The sequence below is a fragment of the Pseudomonas lopnurensis genome (assembly GCF_015070855.1).
Classification (GTDB): Bacteria; Pseudomonadota; Gammaproteobacteria; order Pseudomonadales; family Pseudomonadaceae; genus Stutzerimonas; species Stutzerimonas lopnurensis.
This window is the reverse complement of the sequence record NZ_JADDIX010000068.1, coordinates 16,033-30,599: the sequence shown is the minus strand read 5'-3', so window position 1 is coordinate 30,599 and position 14,567 is coordinate 16,033. Positions and strand designations below refer to the sequence as shown.

Genomic DNA, 14,567 nt, shown 5'->3' with positions numbered 1-14,567 from the left:
ACTCGATTGCCTCGTTGCTGAAGCGCGCAGCGCGCTGCGTTGTAGCGATTCACTGATGGTGCCTCGAGAGAGACTCGAACTCTCACGTTGTTACCAACGGCGGATTTTGAATCCGCTGCGTCTACCGATTCCGCCATCGAGGCACAGTGGCGGCGCAGTATAGGGATGCGCGGCTGGGCGGTCAATCGTTTGGCGTGGTCAGCCCGACGTCTTTCGGATAAGCTTTGCGCCCTTTCCGCTCCCCTGAATGGCTCGCATGCAAGTCGCCGATTTTTCCTTCCAGTTGCCGGATTCCCTGATTGCCCGACATCCGCTGGCCGAGCGCCGGGCCAGCCGTCTGCTGGTGCTCGAGGGCGAATCCGGCAAGCTGGTGCATCGGTGTTTCGCCGACCTGCTCGAGCACGTGCGACCCGGCGACCTGATGGTGTTCAACGATACCCGGGTGATCCCCGCGCGACTGTTCGGCCAGAAGGCTACTGGCGGCAAGCTGGAGATTCTCGTCGAGCGGGTGCTGGACAACCATCGGGTGCTGGCCCATGTGCGCTCGAGCAAGTCGCCCAAGGCGGGAACCAGGATTCTGCTCGAGGGTGGGGGCGAAGCCGAGATGCTCGCCCGCCACGACGCGCTCTTCGAGTTGAGCTTCGCCGACGAGGTGTTGCCGTTGCTCGAACGCATCGGGCACATGCCACTGCCTCCTTATATAGACAGGCCGGACGAAGCGGCCGACCGCGAACGCTACCAGACGGTCTATGCGCAGCGCGCCGGGGCCGTGGCCGCGCCTACCGCCGGCCTGCATTTCGACGACGCGCTGCTGGCGGCGCTGCGCGACAAGGGCGTCGAGAGCGCCTACGTCACGTTGCATGTCGGTGCCGGCACGTTCCAGCCGGTGCGTGTGCAAAGCATCGAAGAACACCACATGCACCGTGAATGGCTCGAGGTCAGTCAGGCGGTGGTCGACGCGGTCGCGGCCTGTCGCGCCCGTGGCGGCCGGGTGATCGCGGTGGGTACGACCAGTGTGCGCTCGCTGGAAACGGCTGCACGCGATGGCGAACTCAAGCCGTTCAGCGGCGACACCGACATCTTCATCTACCCGGGCAAGCCCTTCCATGTGGTGGATGCCCTGGTGACCAACTTCCATCTGCCCGAGTCGACCCTGCTGATGCTGGTCGCCGCCTTCGCCGGTTACCCCGAGACGATGGCGGCCTACGCTGAGGCCGTGGCGCAGGGCTATCGCTTCTTCAGTTACGGTGATGCCATGTTCATCACGCGCAATCCCGCTCCGCGCGGCCCCGAGGAAATCAAATGAGTCGCACCTGCCACATGTCGTTCGAGCTGCTTGCCACCGATGGCAAGGCGCGCCGGGGACGTCTGACCTTCCCGCGTGGAACCGTGGAGACCCCGGCCTTCATGCCGGTGGGCACCTACGGCACCGTCAAGGGCATGTTGCCGCGCGACGTCGAGGCCATCGGCGCGCAGATCATCCTCGGCAACACCTTCCACCTCTGGTTGCGGCCGGGGACCGAGGTGATCAGGCGGCACGGCGATCTGCACGATTTCATGCAGTGGCAGGGGCCGATCCTCACCGACTCGGGCGGTTTCCAGGTGTTCAGCCTGGGCGCGATGCGCAAGATCAAGGAGGAGGGCGTTTACTTCGCGTCCCCGGTGGATGGCGCCAAGGTGTTCATGGGGCCGGAGGAGTCGATGCAGGTCCAGCGCGAGCTGGGCTCGGACATCGTGATGATCTTCGACGAGTGCACGCCCTATCCGGCCGACGAGGACGTGGCGCGGCGCTCCATGGAATTGTCGTTGCGCTGGGCCAAGCGTTCGAAAGTGGCCCATGGGGACAGTCCGGCGGCGCTGTTCGGCATCGTTCAGGGCGGCATGCATGAATCGCTGCGCATGCGTTCGCTGGAAGGGCTGTGCGAGATCGGTTTCGACGGCCTGGCGATCGGTGGGCTTTCGGTGGGCGAGCCCAAGGAAGAGATGATCCGCGTGCTGGACTTCCTCCCGCCGCGGATGCCGGCCGACAAGCCGCGTTATCTGATGGGGGTGGGCAAGCCGGAAGACCTGGTGGAAGGCGTGCGCCGCGGCGTCGACATGTTCGACTGCGTGATGCCGACGCGCAATGCGCGTAACGGTCATCTTTTCACCGATAGTGGGGTGGTCAAGATCCGCAACGCCGTGCACAGGCACGACGATTCCCCCCTTGATCCGGGCTGCGATTGTTACACCTGCAAACATTTCTCCCGCGCATATCTGCATCACCTGGATAAATGCGGTGAAATGCTGGGTAGCATGTTGAATACCATCCACAACCTGCGGCATTACCAGCGGGTGATGGCTGGTTTACGCGACGCCATTCAACAGGGTACATTGGCGGCCTTTGTCGACGCCTTTTATGCCAAGCGCGGTCTGCCAACGCCGCCGCTTGCGTGACGTGCCAATACAAAACAAACCTTTCTGCAACAGGAGTGCTACATGAGCTTTCTGATTCCCGCCGCCTATGCCCAGGAGGCTGCCGCTGGTCCTGCCGGCACTGGTTTCGAGTGGGTGTTTCTGGTCGGTTTCCTGGTCATCTTCTACCTGATGATCTGGCGCCCCCAGTCCAAGCGTGCCAAGGAGCATAAGAACCTGATCGCCGGCCTGCAGAAGGGCGACGAAGTGGTCACCTCCGGCGGCATCGCCGGCAAGGTCACCAAGGTCGCCGATGATTTCGTGGTGATCGAAGTGTCCGACAACGTTGAACTGAAGTTTCAGAAGGTGGCGATTGCCGCAACGTTGCCCAAGGGCACTCTGAAGGCCATCTGAGCTGACTTCATTCAACACCAAACGACGGGGCGCGCAAGGCGCCCCGCGTCATTAAACGGGCTGCGTCATGCTCAATAGATTCCCTCTCTGGAAATACCTGCTGATACTGGCAGTGCTCGCGATTGCCTTCGTTTATTCGGCGCCCAATCTCTATCCCGACGATCCGGCGATCCAGATCACCGGTGCCAGCGCTGCGCAAGAAGTCGGCCAGGTCGAGCTCGATCGCGTCAGCAAGGCGCTCGAGGATGGCGGTATCGCGGTGAAATCCGCGGCGCCGGACGAACAGGGGCGCGGCGGCCTGGTGCGCCTGGCGCGCCAGGACGATCAATTGCCGGCCCAGGACATCGTCCGGCGCGCCCTCGGCGATGCCTATGTCGTTGCGCTCAACCTGGCGCCGACGACGCCGGACTGGCTGCGCAATCTCGGCGCGAGCCCGATGAAGCTCGGCCTGGATCTTTCCGGCGGCGTGCACTTCCTGCTGGAAGTCGACATGGAAAAAGCCGTCGAAACGCGGCTGAATGTCTACGAAGGCGAGGTGAAGGGCCTGCTGCGCAAGGAGCGTGTGCGTTACCGCAGTCTGCCCAATCTGAAGAATGCCGTGCAGCTGGGCTTCGCCGATGAGGCCTCTCTTGCCGGGGCGCAATCGCTGATCCGCAAGAACTTCAACGATTTCGAGCTGACCACCAGCGAGCGCAATGGTCAGCAGGTGCTGCGCCTGGCGCTGACCGAAGCCAAGCTGGCGGAAATCCGCGAGTACTCGATCAGACAGAACCTGACGACGGTGCGCAATCGTGTCAACGAGCTGGGCGTGGCCGAGCCGCTGGTTCAGCGTCAGGGCGCCAACCGCATCGTGGTGGAGCTGCCTGGTGTTCAGGACACGGCCGAAGCCAAGCGCATTCTCGGCAAGACGGCGAACCTCGAATTCCGCCTGGCCGCCGAGGCCGATGCGTCGCGTGCATCCACCGAAACCTTCGAGTTCCGCCAGGAGGGGCGCCCACCGGTCCAGCTGGAGCGTACGCTGATCATCACCGGCGACCAGGTGACCGATGCCCAGGCCAGCTATGACGAGAACGGTCGTCCGCAGGTCAATATCCGTCTCGACGGGCACGGTGGCGACCTGATGAATCGGGCCACGCGCAACAATGTCGGGCGCAGCATGGCGGTCATCTTCATCGAGCAGCGGCCGCTGACGCGTTATGTGCGGCAAGTGGTCGAGGGTGTCGAGCAGGAGGTTCGGGTCGAAACCTTCCAGGAAGAGAAGAAGATCATCAGCCTGGCGACCATCCAGTCGCCGCTCGGCAGCCAGTTCCGCATCACCGGCCTCGATGGCCAGGGTGAGTCCTCCGAGCTGGCCTTGTTGCTGCGTGCCGGTGGCCTGGCGGCGCCGATGTACTTCGCCGAAGAGCGCACCATCGGCCCGAGCCTGGGTGCCGAAAACATCAAGCTGGGCATCCAGGCGGCCATGTGGGGCTTCCTTTTCGTCGCCATTTTCATGGTGCTGATCTACAAGTTCTTCGGCGTGCTGGCGACCATCGCGTTGCTGTTCAATATGGTGGTGCTCACCGCGCTGATGTCGATGCTCAATGCCACGCTCACCCTGCCGGGTATTGCCGGTATCGTGTTGACCATGGGCATGGCGGTTGACGCCAATGTGCTGATCTTCTCGCGCATCCGCGAGGAGATCGCCAATGGCATGTCGATCCAGCGGGCCATTCACGAGGGCTTCGATCGGGCATTCTCGGCGATTGTCGACGGCAACCTGACCACGCTGCTGGTGGGTGGCATCCTGTTCGCCATGGGCACCGGTCCGATCAAGGGCTTCGCGGTCACCCTGTCGCTCGGCATCCTGACGTCGATGTTTACTGCAATCATCGTGACGCGCGGCATGGTCAACCTGATCTATGGTGGCCGCGATCTCAAGAAGCTGTGGATTTAAGGGGCTATCACGATGAAGCGCGTAATCAATTTCATGGGCGTTCGCCATGTGGCCGTCGCTCTTACCGTGCTGCTGACGGTCGCATCCTTGGCCAGTCTGGTGATGAAAGGGCTGAATTTCGGTCTGGACTTCACCGGCGGCAGCTTGATCGAGCTGGGCTATGAGCGTCCGGTCGAACTCGAGCAGGTGCGCGGCCAACTGGTTCGGTCGGGCTTCACCGATGCGGTGGTGCAGAGCTTCGGTGCCACGACCGATGTACTGGTACGCATGCCGGGCGATGATCCGCTGCTGGGCGAGCGCATCGCCGAGGCACTGCGCAATGGCGGCGACGGCAATCAGGTCAGCGTCAAGCGGGTCGAATTCGTCGGGCCGGCGGTAGGCGAGGAGCTGCGCGATCAGGGTGGTTTGGGCATGCTCCTGGCGCTGGGTGGCATCCTGGTCTACGTGGCGTTCCGCTTTCAGTGGAAGTTCGGGTTCGGCGCCGTGTTGTCCCTGTTCCACGATGTGATCGTGGTGCTCGGTGTGTTCTCCTTCTTCCAGATTTCCTTCGATCTGACGGTGCTGGCGGCGGTGCTGGCGGTGATCGGTTATTCACTGAACGACACCATCGTCATCTTCGACCGGATCCGCGAGAACTTCCGCATGCTGCGCAAGGCGGAGCTGCTGGAAAACATCAACATCTCCACGACCCAAACGCTGCTGCGCACCTTGGCGACTTCGGTGTCCACGTTGCTGGCCGTCGGCGCGCTGATGGTCTTCGGCGGCGAAAACCTCTGGGGCTTCTCGCTGGCGCTGTTGATCGGCGTCGGCGCGGGCACCTATTCGTCGATCTACGTGGCGGGGACGTTGCTGCTGTGGCTCAAGCTGACTCGCGACGACCTGATCCCGCCGGTGGTCGAGGAGGCAGCGGACGAGCGCCCCTGATTAATCCTCGCAACTTTCGCGGCCTTGGCGGGTCCAAGGCTGCGCAATGGGCGCAGCCCGAAGGAAGAGGATGTCACCGTGAACAAGTCCATGTTGGTCGGTACGGCGTTGGGTGTGGTGGTCGCCACTGCTGGCGGAGCATTCGCGACCTATAGTCTGGTCGATAGGGGGCCGAAGTTTGCCGAGGTGCTCGCGGTCGAGCCCATCAAGGAAACGATCAAGACGCCCCGGGAGATCTGCAAGGACGTGACGGTCACTCGGCAGAAGCCGGTTCAGGACCAGCATCGAATCGCCGGTACTGCGGTGGGTGCGGTGGTCGGCGGTCTGCTCGGCAATCAGGTCGGTGGCGGCAACGGCAAGAAGATCGCGACGGTCGCCGGTGCGGTAGGCGGCGGTTACGCCGGCAATCAGGTACAGGAGCGGATGCAGGCCAGCAGCACCTATACCACGACCGAGACCCGCTGCAATACGGTGACCGACAGCCATGACAAGATCGTTGGCTACGACGTGAAATACGACCTGGATGGCAAGGTTGGTCGTGTGCAGATGGATCGCGATCCGGGCAGTCGGATCCCGGTGCAGGACGGCCAGCTGATGCTGTCGCAGCAATAATTTCTGCCGCGGATAAAAAACGCCCCGATCGATCGGGGCGTTTTTCGTTGTTGCGTTTTTCAGCGTTTGAGCGATGGCGTCAGGTGGGGCTGGATGGTGGTCAGCACTGCCTTGAAGCACTTGGTATTGCCCGCGACGATCTGCCCCTTCTCGAGGAAATCGTGGCCGCCGCTGAAGTCGCTGACCAGCCCGCCGGCTTCCTGGATCAGCAGGGCGCCGGCCGCCATGTCCCATTCGGAAAGGCCGAATTCCCAGAATGCATCGAAGCGGCCTGCCGCGACGTAGGCCAGGTCGAGGCTGGCTGCGCCAGCTCGGCGCAGGCCGGCGGTCTCGCCGACCAGGCTGCGGAACATGTTCAGGTAGCTGTCCAGGTTGTCCATCTGCCCATCGCGGAACGGGAAGCCGGTGCCGAGCAGGGCGCCTTCCAGGCTCTTGCGCGAACTGACGCGCAGGCGGCGACCGTTCAGGGCCGCGCCACGGCCGCGGCTGGCGGTGAATTCTTCCTGGCGTACCGGGTCGAGGATCACCGCATGTTCCAGGCGACCGCGGTATTTGCAGGCGATGCTCACGGCGTAGTGCGGAATGCCGCGCACGAAGTTGGTGGTGCCGTCGAGCGGGTCGATGATCCACAGGTAATCGGCGCCGTCGCCGCTGCCTTCGAGCAGCCCGCCTTCCTCGCCGAGAATGCCGTGATTCGGGTAGGCCTTGCGCAGCGCATTGACGATGCTCTGCTCGGCGGCGCGATCGATCTCGGTGACATAATCCTTCGCGTCTTTCTCGTTGACCGAGATTGCATCCAGGCGATCGGTGGAACGGACAATCAGTTCGCCGGCGCTGCGGGCGGCGCGCAGCGCGATATTCAGCATGGGCTGCATGGATCAATTACCTGGTCGTTTAAAGAAAGCGCGAAATTCTATCAGGAAAGCGGCGACGCATGTAGCGCCGCGCGTGGGGCCGAGCGCCGGTGGATGGCGGACGCCGAGACGCTTCCTGTAAGCTTTCCGTCCGTATTTCGAGTCGAGAATTTCCGTGTCGCTGCAAAACATTCGCGTGGTGCTGGTCAACACCAGTCATGCCGGCAATATCGGTGGTGCCGCCCGGGCCATGAAGAACATGGGGTTGTCGCGGCTGGTGCTGGTCGATCCGGAAGATTTCCCGAGCCCGAACGCCATTGCCAGGGCGTCCGGCGCTACCGATATTCTCGATGCCGCGCAGATCGTCGGCACGCTGGAAGAAGCGCTGGTCGGTTGCAGCCTGGTGCTGGGGACCAGTGCGCGTGATCGGCGTATTCCCTGGCCATTGCTGGACCCGCGCGAGTGCGGAATGGCTACCGTGGAGCAGGCGGCTTCGGGTGGCGAGGTGGCGCTGGTGTTCGGTCGCGAATATGCCGGGCTGACCAATGAAGAACTGCAGCGCTGTCAGTTCCACGTGCATATTCCGTCGGACCCCGAGTTCAGTTCCCTGAACCTGGCGGCTGCCGTGCAGGTGCTCGCCTATGAGGTGCGCATGGGCTGGCTGGCCGCCGAGGGGCGGCCGACCAAGACGCAAAAGTTGGAGACCACCGCAATGCTGGATGCCCAGCCGGTGACCATGGATGAGCTGGAGCATTACTTCGGCCATCTGGAGCAGACGCTGGTGGATATCGGCTTCCTCGATCCGGAAAAGCCACGGCATCTCATGCCCCGGTTGCGGCGGCTCTACGGGCGCAGCGGCATCAGCAAGCTGGAAATGAATATCCTGCGCGGTATTCTCACCGAGACACAGAAGGCCGCCCGCGGCGAGCCTCACAAGCGGAGAAAGGATTGATGTTCGAGCGCATGCGCGAAGATATCCGGAGCGTGTTTCATCGCGATCCGGCGGCACGTAATGCGTTCGAGGTGCTGACCTGTTATCCCGGGCTGCATGCCATCTGGATTCATCGGCTGTCGCATTGGCTGTGGGGGCATGAGTGGAAGTGGCTGGCGCGCATGACCTCGAATCTGGGGCGCTGGCTGACGGGGGTCGAGATCCATCCGGGGGCGAAGATCGGTCGCCGCTTCTTCATCGATCACGGGATGGGCATCGTCATCGGCGAAACTGCCGAAATCGGCGATGACGTGACGCTCTATCATGGCGTCACGCTGGGCGGTACCAGCTGGAACAAGGGCAAGCGCCACCCGACGCTCGAAGACGGGGTGATCGTCGGGGCCGGGGCGAAGATTCTCGGTCCCTTCATCGTCGGCGCGGGCGCCAAGATCGGCTCCAATGCGGTGGTGACCCGCGAAGTGCCGGCCGGCGCCACCGCGGTGGGGATTCCGGGGCGGGTCATCGTCAAGTCGAGCGACGAGCAGGAAGCCAGGCGCAAGGCCATCGCGCAGAAGATCGGCTTCGATGCCTATGGCGTCAGCGAGGACATGCCCGACCCGGTGGCCCGGGCGATCGGGCAACTGCTCGATCATGTGCAGGCGGTCGAGGAGCGTCTGGAGGGCATGTGTGGCGCGCTCAAGGCGCTGGGCAGCGATTACTGTGCGAAGGAACTCCCGCAATTGCGCGAGGAGGATTTCGTCGAGGTGAAGCCCGAGGTCGTCGAGCCGCGCCCCTGAAGTGCGGGCCGAGGCGGTAGCTGCTATCATGCGCAGCCAGCGCCTCGACCGATTCGGCGAGTCCTGTGGTTCGCCGTGACCCTCGACTAAAGACCGACTATTTTAATAAGTCTTATAGTTGACTCAAATACTCGGGAATTGCATAATTGCGCCAAACCGTGATGCTTGGTGCAGACCGATGCGATTGACCACTAAAGGCCGTTATGCCGTAACCGCCATGCTTGATCTGGCGCTGCATGCGCAGCATGGCCCGGTTTCCCTGGCCGATATTTCCGAGCGGCAGGGCATTTCGCTTTCCTATCTTGAGCAATTGTTCGCCAAGTTGCGCCGCAGCAGTCTGGTGACCAGTGTGCGTGGCCCTGGTGGCGGCTATCAGTTGTCGCGGGACATGACCGGGATTCAGGTGGCCCAGGTGATCGACGCCGTCAACGAGTCTGTCGATGCGACTCGCTGCCAGGGCCTGGGCGGCTGCCATTCAGGTGACACCTGCCTGACCCATCATCTGTGGTGCGACCTCAGCCAGCAGATCCATGAATTTCTCAGCGGCATCAGCCTGGCCGATCTGGTCAAGCGCCAGGACGTGCAACAGGTCGCGCTGCGCCAGGATATGCGCAAAGCCAATGGCAGCGCACCGCAGCTGGACAAGATCGAAGCGTCCGCCATCGAATGAGCAGGGCGACTGCCTGATAGGAGATATCTGAATGAAATTGCCGATTTACCTGGACTACTCCGCCACCACGCCGGTGGATCCGCGTGTCGCCGCGAAGATGATCGAATGCCTGACCCATGAAGGCAATTTCGGCAACCCGGCCTCGCGCTCGCACGCCTTTGGCTGGAAGGCCGAGGAGGCTGTGGAGAATGCCCGACGGCAGGTCGCCGAGCTGGTCAATGCCGATCCGCGCGAGATCGTCTGGACCTCCGGCGCGACCGAGTCCGACAACCTGGCGATCAAGGGTGTCGCGCATTTCTATGCCACCAAGGGCAAGCACATCGTTACCACCAAGATCGAACACAAGGCCGTGCTGGACACCACCCGCCAGCTCGAGCGCGAAGGCTTCGAAGTCACCTACCTCGAGCCGGGCGAAGACGGCATCGTCACGCCGGCGATGGTCGAGGCGGCGCTGCGTGACGACACCATTCTGGTTTCGGTGATGCACGTCAACAACGAGATCGGCACCATCAACGACATCGGCGCCATCGGCGAGCTGACCCGTGCCCGCGGGATTCTGTTCCACGTCGACGCCGCTCAATCCACCGGCAAGGTGGAGATCGATCTGGAGAAGATGAAGGTCGACCTGATGTCCTTCTCCGCGCACAAGACCTATGGGCCGAAGGGTGTCGGCGCGCTCTATGTCCGGCGCAAGCCGCGCGTGCGTCTCGAGGCCCAGATGCACGGTGGTGGTCACGAGCGCGGCATGCGCTCCGGCACGCTGGCGACCCATCAGCTGGTCGGCATGGGGGAGGCCTTCCGTATCGCGAAGGAGGAGATGGCTCAGGAGAACGAGCGCATCCGCGCGCTGCGCGATCGCTTCTACAAGCAGGTCGAGCATCTCGAAGAGCTCTACGTGAATGGCAGCATGACCGCGCGCGTGCCGCACAACCTCAATCTCAGCTTCAACTACGTCGAGGGCGAGTCGCTGATCATGGCGCTCAAGGACCTGGCGGTCTCCTCCGGTTCCGCCTGCACCTCCGCCTCGCTGGAGCCGTCCTACGTGCTGCGCGCCCTGGGGCGCAACGACGAGCTGGCGCACAGCTCCATCCGCTTCACCTTCGGGCGCTTCACCACGGAAGAGGAAATCGACTACGCCGCGCAGAAGGTCTGCGAGGCCGTGACCAAGCTGCGCGAGCTTTCGCCCCTGTGGGACATGTTCAAAGACGGCGTCGACATCTCCAAGGTCGAGTGGCAGGCCCACTGATCCGCGTCGAGCTCCGCATAGCCTGATATAGAGAGGATTGCACCATGGCATACAGCGATAAGGTCATCGACCACTACGAAAATCCGCGCAACGTCGGCAAGTTCGACGCCGAGGATCCGAGCATCGGTACCGGCATGGTCGGCGCTCCCGCCTGCGGCGACGTGATGCGCCTGCAGATCAAGGTCAACGAGCAGGGCGTCATCGAAGACGCCAAGTTCAAGACCTACGGTTGCGGTTCGGCGATCGCCTCCAGTTCCCTCGCCACCGAATGGATGAAGGGCAAGACGCTGGAGGAGGCCGAAACCATCAAGAACACCCAGCTGGCCGAAGAATTGGCGCTGCCGCCGGTGAAGATTCACTGTTCGGTGCTCGCCGAAGACGCGATCAAGGCCGCCGTGCGCGATTACCGCGAGAAGAAAGGCCTGCTCTAAAAGGAGGTTGCGATGGCTATCAGCATGACACCGGCTGCCGCCCAGCATGTTCGCCGCTCGCTCGAGGGGCGTGGCAAGGGGGTGGGCGTGAGGCTCGGAGTGCGCACCACCGGCTGCTCCGGGCTGGCCTATGTGCTCGAGTTCGTCGATGAGACGGGCGCCGAGGACTCGGTGTTCGAGAGCCATGGGGTCAAGGTGATCATCGATCCGAAGAGCCTCGTCTATCTCGACGGCACCGAACTCGACTTCGTTCGCGAAGGCCTCAACGAGGGCTTCAAGTTCAACAATCCGAACGTGCGTGGCGAATGCGGCTGCGGCGAGAGCTTCAATATCTGAGGGCGCTGTGGGTACTCCTTGTCATTTCGCGCTCTTCGGTCTGCAACCCGACTTCGAGCTGGATCTGGATGGGCTGGCTGTCCGCTATCGGGAGCTGGCGCGCCAGACGCATCCCGATCGTTTCGCCGATGCCACCGAGAGCGAGCAGCGCCAGGCGCTGGAGCGCTCCGCCAACCTCAACGAGGCCTATCAGACGCTGAAGAGCCCGAGCCGCCGCGCGCGCTACCTGCTCGCGGTGGAGGGGCATGAGGTGCCGCTGGAGGCGACCGTGCAGGACCCGCAGTTCCTCATGCAGCAGATGCACTGGCGCGAGGAGCTGGAGGAATTGCAGGAGCAGGCCGACCTCGATGGCGTGGCGGCTTTCAAGTCGCGCCTGAAGCAGGCGCAGCAGGGGCTGAACGACGGCTTCGCCCAGGTCTGGCAAGACCCTGCGCGCCGCGAGGAGGCCGAGCGCCTGGTTCGCCGCATGCAGTTTCTCGACAAGCTATCCCAGGAAGTGCGCCAACTCGAAGAGCGCCTCGACGATTAACCCCGCGTAGCGCCTGGCGCTGCGCCCGATATCAGACAGACATGGCCTTACTTCAGATTGCCGAGCCAGGACAAAGCCCACAGCCGCACCAGCGCCGCCTGGCCGTCGGGATAGACCTGGGCACCACCAATTCTCTCGTGGCTGCGCTGCGCAGTGGCGTCACCGCGCCGCTGGCCGATGACGAAGGGCAAGTGATCCTGCCGTCGGCGGTGCGCTACCACGCCGATCGGGTCGAGGTCGGCCGCGCGGCCAGGCAGGCGGCGGCCGTGGATCCGCTCAATACCATCATCTCGGTCAAGCGCTTGATGGGGCGCGGCCTGGGCGACGTCAAGCAACTGGGCGAGCAGCTACCGTACCGCTTCAACAGCGAAGGCGAGTCGCAGATGCCCTACATCGAGACGGTGCAGGGGCCGAAAAGCCCGGTGGAGATTTCCGCCGAGATCCTCGCGACGCTGCGCCAGCGTGCCGAAGCCACGCTGGGTGGCGAGCTGGTCGGCGCGGTGATCACGGTGCCGGCGTATTTTGACGATGCGCAGCGCCAGGCAACCAAGGATGCCGCGCGACTCGCCGGTCTCAACGTGCTGCGGCTGCTCAACGAGCCCACGGCCGCGGCGGTCGCCTATGGGCTGGATCGCCAGGCCGAGGGTGTGGTCGCCATCTATGACCTGGGGGGCGGCACCTTCGATATTTCGATCCTGCGCCTGAGCAAGGGGGTCTTCGAGGTGCTGGCCACTGGCGGCGATACCGCCCTGGGCGGCGACGATCTCGATCACGCCGTGGCGGGCTGGGTCCTCGCCCAGGCTGGCGTTTCCGAGAATCTCGATCCGGGTGCCCAGCGTGCGTTGCTGAAGGTCGCCTGCGATGCCAAGGAGCGTCTGAGTGACGCCGATGCGGTGGAGATCGCCTACGCGGACTGGCGGGGCACGCTGAGCCGCGAAACCTTCGATGCGCTCATCGAACCGATGATCGCTCGCAGCCTGAAGTCCTGCCGCCGTGCGGTGCGTGACTCCGGCGTCGAGCTGGAGGAGGTGACCGCCGTGGTCATGGTGGGCGGTTCGACCCGGGTGCCGAGCGTGCGTTCGGCCGTCGCCAGGCTGTTCGGCCGCGAGCCGTTGACCGACATCGACCCCGACGAAGTGGTGGCGATCGGTGCGGCGATCCAGGCCGAGACCCTGGCCGGCAACAACCGTGGCGGCGAAGAGTTGCTGTTGCTCGACGTGATCCCGCTGTCGCTGGGGCTGGAAACCATGGGCGGTCTGATGGAAAAGATCATTCCGCGCAACACCACCATTCCGGTCGCCCGCGCCCAGGACTTCACCACCTACAAGGATGGCCAGTCGGCCATGATGATCCATGTGCTGCAGGGCGAGCGCGAGCTGATCGCCGATTGCCGTTCGCTGGCACGCTTCGAGCTGCGGGGGATTCCGCCGATGGTCGCCGGCGCGGCGAAAATCCGCGTGACCTTCCAGGTCGATGCCGATGGTCTGCTCAGTGTCTCGGCGCGCGAGCTGGGCTCCGGTGTCGAGGCGAGCATTCAGGTCAAGCCGTCCTACGGCCTGACCGATGGCGAGATCGCGCGGATGCTCGAGGATTCCTTCCGCAAGGCGGACGATGATCGCCATGCCCGCGCACTGCGTGAGCAACTGGTCGACGCCCAGCGCCTGCTGGAAGCTGTCGAGGCGGCGCTGGCGGCCGACGGCGAGCGCCTGCTCAGCGGCGAAGAGCGCGAGGCCATCGAGCTGCAGATGGGTGAATTGCGGGGGCTGCTCGACAGCCAGGACGTCACCGCCATCGAGCGCCAGAGCAAGCGCCTGAGCCAGATCACCGATGCCTTCGCTGCGCGTCGACTGGATTCCACCGTCAAGGCCGCGCTGGCCGGACGGCGGCTAAACGATATCGAGGATTGACCCAGATGCCGCAGATCATTTTCCTGCCCAATACCGACCATTGCCCGGAAGGCGCCGTCATCGAGGCGCAAGCCGGCGAGACGGTGCTGGATGCCGCGCTGCGCAATGGCATCGATATCGAGCATGCCTGCGAGAAGTCCTGTGCCTGCACCACCTGCCATGTGGTGGTGCGCGAAGGGTTCGACTCGCTCGAGGCGTCCGACGAACTGGAGGACGACATGCTCGACAAGGCCTGGGGGCTGGAGCCGCATTCGCGGCTCTCCTGCCAGGCGGTAGTGGCCGATGCGGACCTCGTGGTGGAGATTCCGAAGTACACCATCAACCAGGTTTCCGAAGGGCATTGAGGCGAGGGAAGAGTCATGGTTCTCAAATGGACGGATGTGCAGGACATCGCCATCGAGCTGGCCGAGCGCAAGGTCGACGTCGATCCGCGTTACGTGAACTTCGTCGAGCTGCACCGCTGGGTGCTGGAGCTGCCGGACTTCTCTGACGACCCCCAGCGCGGTGGCGAGAAGGTTCTCGAAGCGATCCAGGCGGCCTGGATCGAAGAGGCCTAGGCGGCAGCGGCAAGCTGCAAGCCATAAGC

17 protein-coding genes and 1 tRNA gene are annotated in these 14,567 nt (G+C 63.5%); 16 read left to right on the top strand and 2 right to left on the bottom strand.

All coding sequences use genetic code 11. From position 1 onward, the window contains the following. Window positions 1–56: 56 nt before the first annotated feature. Window positions 57–143 (bottom strand) — tRNA-Leu (locus tag IN820_RS13295). Between the two features lie 113 nt (window positions 144–256). Here IN820_RS13295 and queA point away from each other — a divergent pair. From queA to IN820_RS13265, 6 genes are all read left to right on the top strand, one after another. Then, on the top strand, window positions 257–1,306 hold the full coding sequence (queA, locus tag IN820_RS13290; RefSeq protein WP_193681412.1) for a tRNA preQ1(34) S-adenosylmethionine ribosyltransferase-isomerase QueA: 1,050 nt from the start codon (window positions 257–259) through the stop codon (window positions 1,304–1,306). Window positions 1,307–1,320: 14 nt separating this feature from the next. Next, complete coding sequence (gene tgt / locus IN820_RS13285) at window positions 1,321–2,436, top strand: tRNA guanosine(34) transglycosylase Tgt (protein WP_193681411.1); 1,116 nt, start codon at window positions 1,321–1,323, stop codon at window positions 2,434–2,436. Between the two features lie 42 nt (window positions 2,437–2,478). Next, a complete protein-coding gene (gene yajC / locus IN820_RS13280) occupies window positions 2,479–2,808 on the top strand; it encodes a preprotein translocase subunit YajC (protein ID WP_003296020.1) in 330 nt (109 codons plus the stop codon). A 67-nt stretch (window positions 2,809–2,875) separates the two neighbouring features. Then, a complete protein-coding gene (secD, locus tag IN820_RS13275; RefSeq protein ID WP_193681410.1) occupies window positions 2,876–4,744 on the top strand; it encodes a protein translocase subunit SecD in 1,869 nt (622 codons plus the stop codon). A 12-nt stretch (window positions 4,745–4,756) separates the two neighbouring features. Next, window positions 4,757–5,668 (top strand): protein translocase subunit SecF, encoded by a 912-nt coding sequence (secF, locus tag IN820_RS13270; protein WP_193681409.1) that lies wholly within the window; start codon window positions 4,757–4,759, stop codon window positions 5,666–5,668. 78 nt (window positions 5,669–5,746) lie between these two features. Continuing rightward, entirely contained in the window at window positions 5,747–6,280 is a 534-nt protein-coding gene (locus IN820_RS13265; protein ID WP_193681408.1) for a glycine zipper 2TM domain-containing protein, read from the top strand. Between the two features lie 59 nt (window positions 6,281–6,339). On the opposite strand, the gene suhB is transcribed toward IN820_RS13265, so the two are convergent. Then, a complete protein-coding gene (gene suhB, locus IN820_RS13260; RefSeq protein WP_193681407.1) occupies window positions 6,340–7,155 on the bottom strand; it encodes a type III secretion system regulator SuhB in 816 nt (271 codons plus the stop codon). A 154-nt stretch (window positions 7,156–7,309) separates the two neighbouring features. Here suhB and trmJ point away from each other — a divergent pair, with 154 nt between their 5' ends. From trmJ to iscX, 10 genes are all read left to right on the top strand, one after another. After that, window positions 7,310–8,086: a tRNA (cytosine(32)/uridine(32)-2'-O)-methyltransferase TrmJ gene (gene trmJ, locus IN820_RS13255; RefSeq protein ID WP_193681406.1), complete on the top strand. Its 777-nt coding sequence runs from the start codon at window positions 7,310–7,312 to the stop codon at window positions 8,084–8,086. Then, window positions 8,086–8,862 carry a serine O-acetyltransferase gene (gene cysE, locus IN820_RS13250; RefSeq protein ID WP_193681405.1) on the top strand — a complete coding sequence of 259 codons (777 nt, stop codon included), beginning with the start codon at window positions 8,086–8,088 and terminating at the stop codon, window positions 8,860–8,862. Before trmJ ends, cysE begins: the two co-directional genes overlap by 1 nt. A 178-nt stretch (window positions 8,863–9,040) precedes the next feature. Then, window positions 9,041–9,532, top strand: coding sequence for a Fe-S cluster assembly transcriptional regulator IscR (iscR, locus tag IN820_RS13245; RefSeq protein WP_193681404.1), 492 nt, complete (start codon window positions 9,041–9,043; stop codon window positions 9,530–9,532). Between the two features lie 31 nt (window positions 9,533–9,563). Further along, on the top strand, window positions 9,564–10,778 hold the full coding sequence (locus IN820_RS13240) for an IscS subfamily cysteine desulfurase (protein WP_193681403.1): 1,215 nt from the start codon (window positions 9,564–9,566) through the stop codon (window positions 10,776–10,778). A gap of 44 nt (window positions 10,779–10,822) precedes the next feature. Then, window positions 10,823–11,209 carry a Fe-S cluster assembly scaffold IscU gene (iscU, locus tag IN820_RS13235; protein ID WP_003284664.1) on the top strand — a complete coding sequence of 129 codons (387 nt, stop codon included), beginning with the start codon at window positions 10,823–10,825 and terminating at the stop codon, window positions 11,207–11,209. Window positions 11,210–11,221: 12 nt separating this feature from the next. Continuing rightward, window positions 11,222–11,545, top strand: a complete 324-nt coding sequence (gene iscA, locus IN820_RS13230) for an iron-sulfur cluster assembly protein IscA (RefSeq protein WP_193681402.1) — start codon at window positions 11,222–11,224, stop codon at window positions 11,543–11,545. 7 nt (window positions 11,546–11,552) lie between these two features. Further along, window positions 11,553–12,074, top strand: a complete 522-nt coding sequence (gene hscB / locus IN820_RS13225) for a co-chaperone HscB (RefSeq protein WP_193681401.1) — start codon at window positions 11,553–11,555, stop codon at window positions 12,072–12,074. Window positions 12,075–12,115: 41 nt separating this feature from the next. Then, window positions 12,116–13,981, top strand: a complete 1,866-nt coding sequence (hscA, locus tag IN820_RS13220) for a Fe-S protein assembly chaperone HscA (RefSeq protein ID WP_193681400.1) — start codon at window positions 12,116–12,118, stop codon at window positions 13,979–13,981. Between the two features lie 5 nt (window positions 13,982–13,986). Next, window positions 13,987–14,325, top strand: coding sequence for an ISC system 2Fe-2S type ferredoxin (gene fdx / locus IN820_RS13215; protein WP_193681399.1), 339 nt, complete (start codon window positions 13,987–13,989; stop codon window positions 14,323–14,325). 15 nt (window positions 14,326–14,340) lie between these two features. Then, on the top strand, window positions 14,341–14,538 hold the full coding sequence (iscX, locus tag IN820_RS13210; RefSeq protein ID WP_193681398.1) for a Fe-S cluster assembly protein IscX: 198 nt from the start codon (window positions 14,341–14,343) through the stop codon (window positions 14,536–14,538). The last annotated feature ends 29 nt before the right edge of the window (window positions 14,539–14,567 follow it).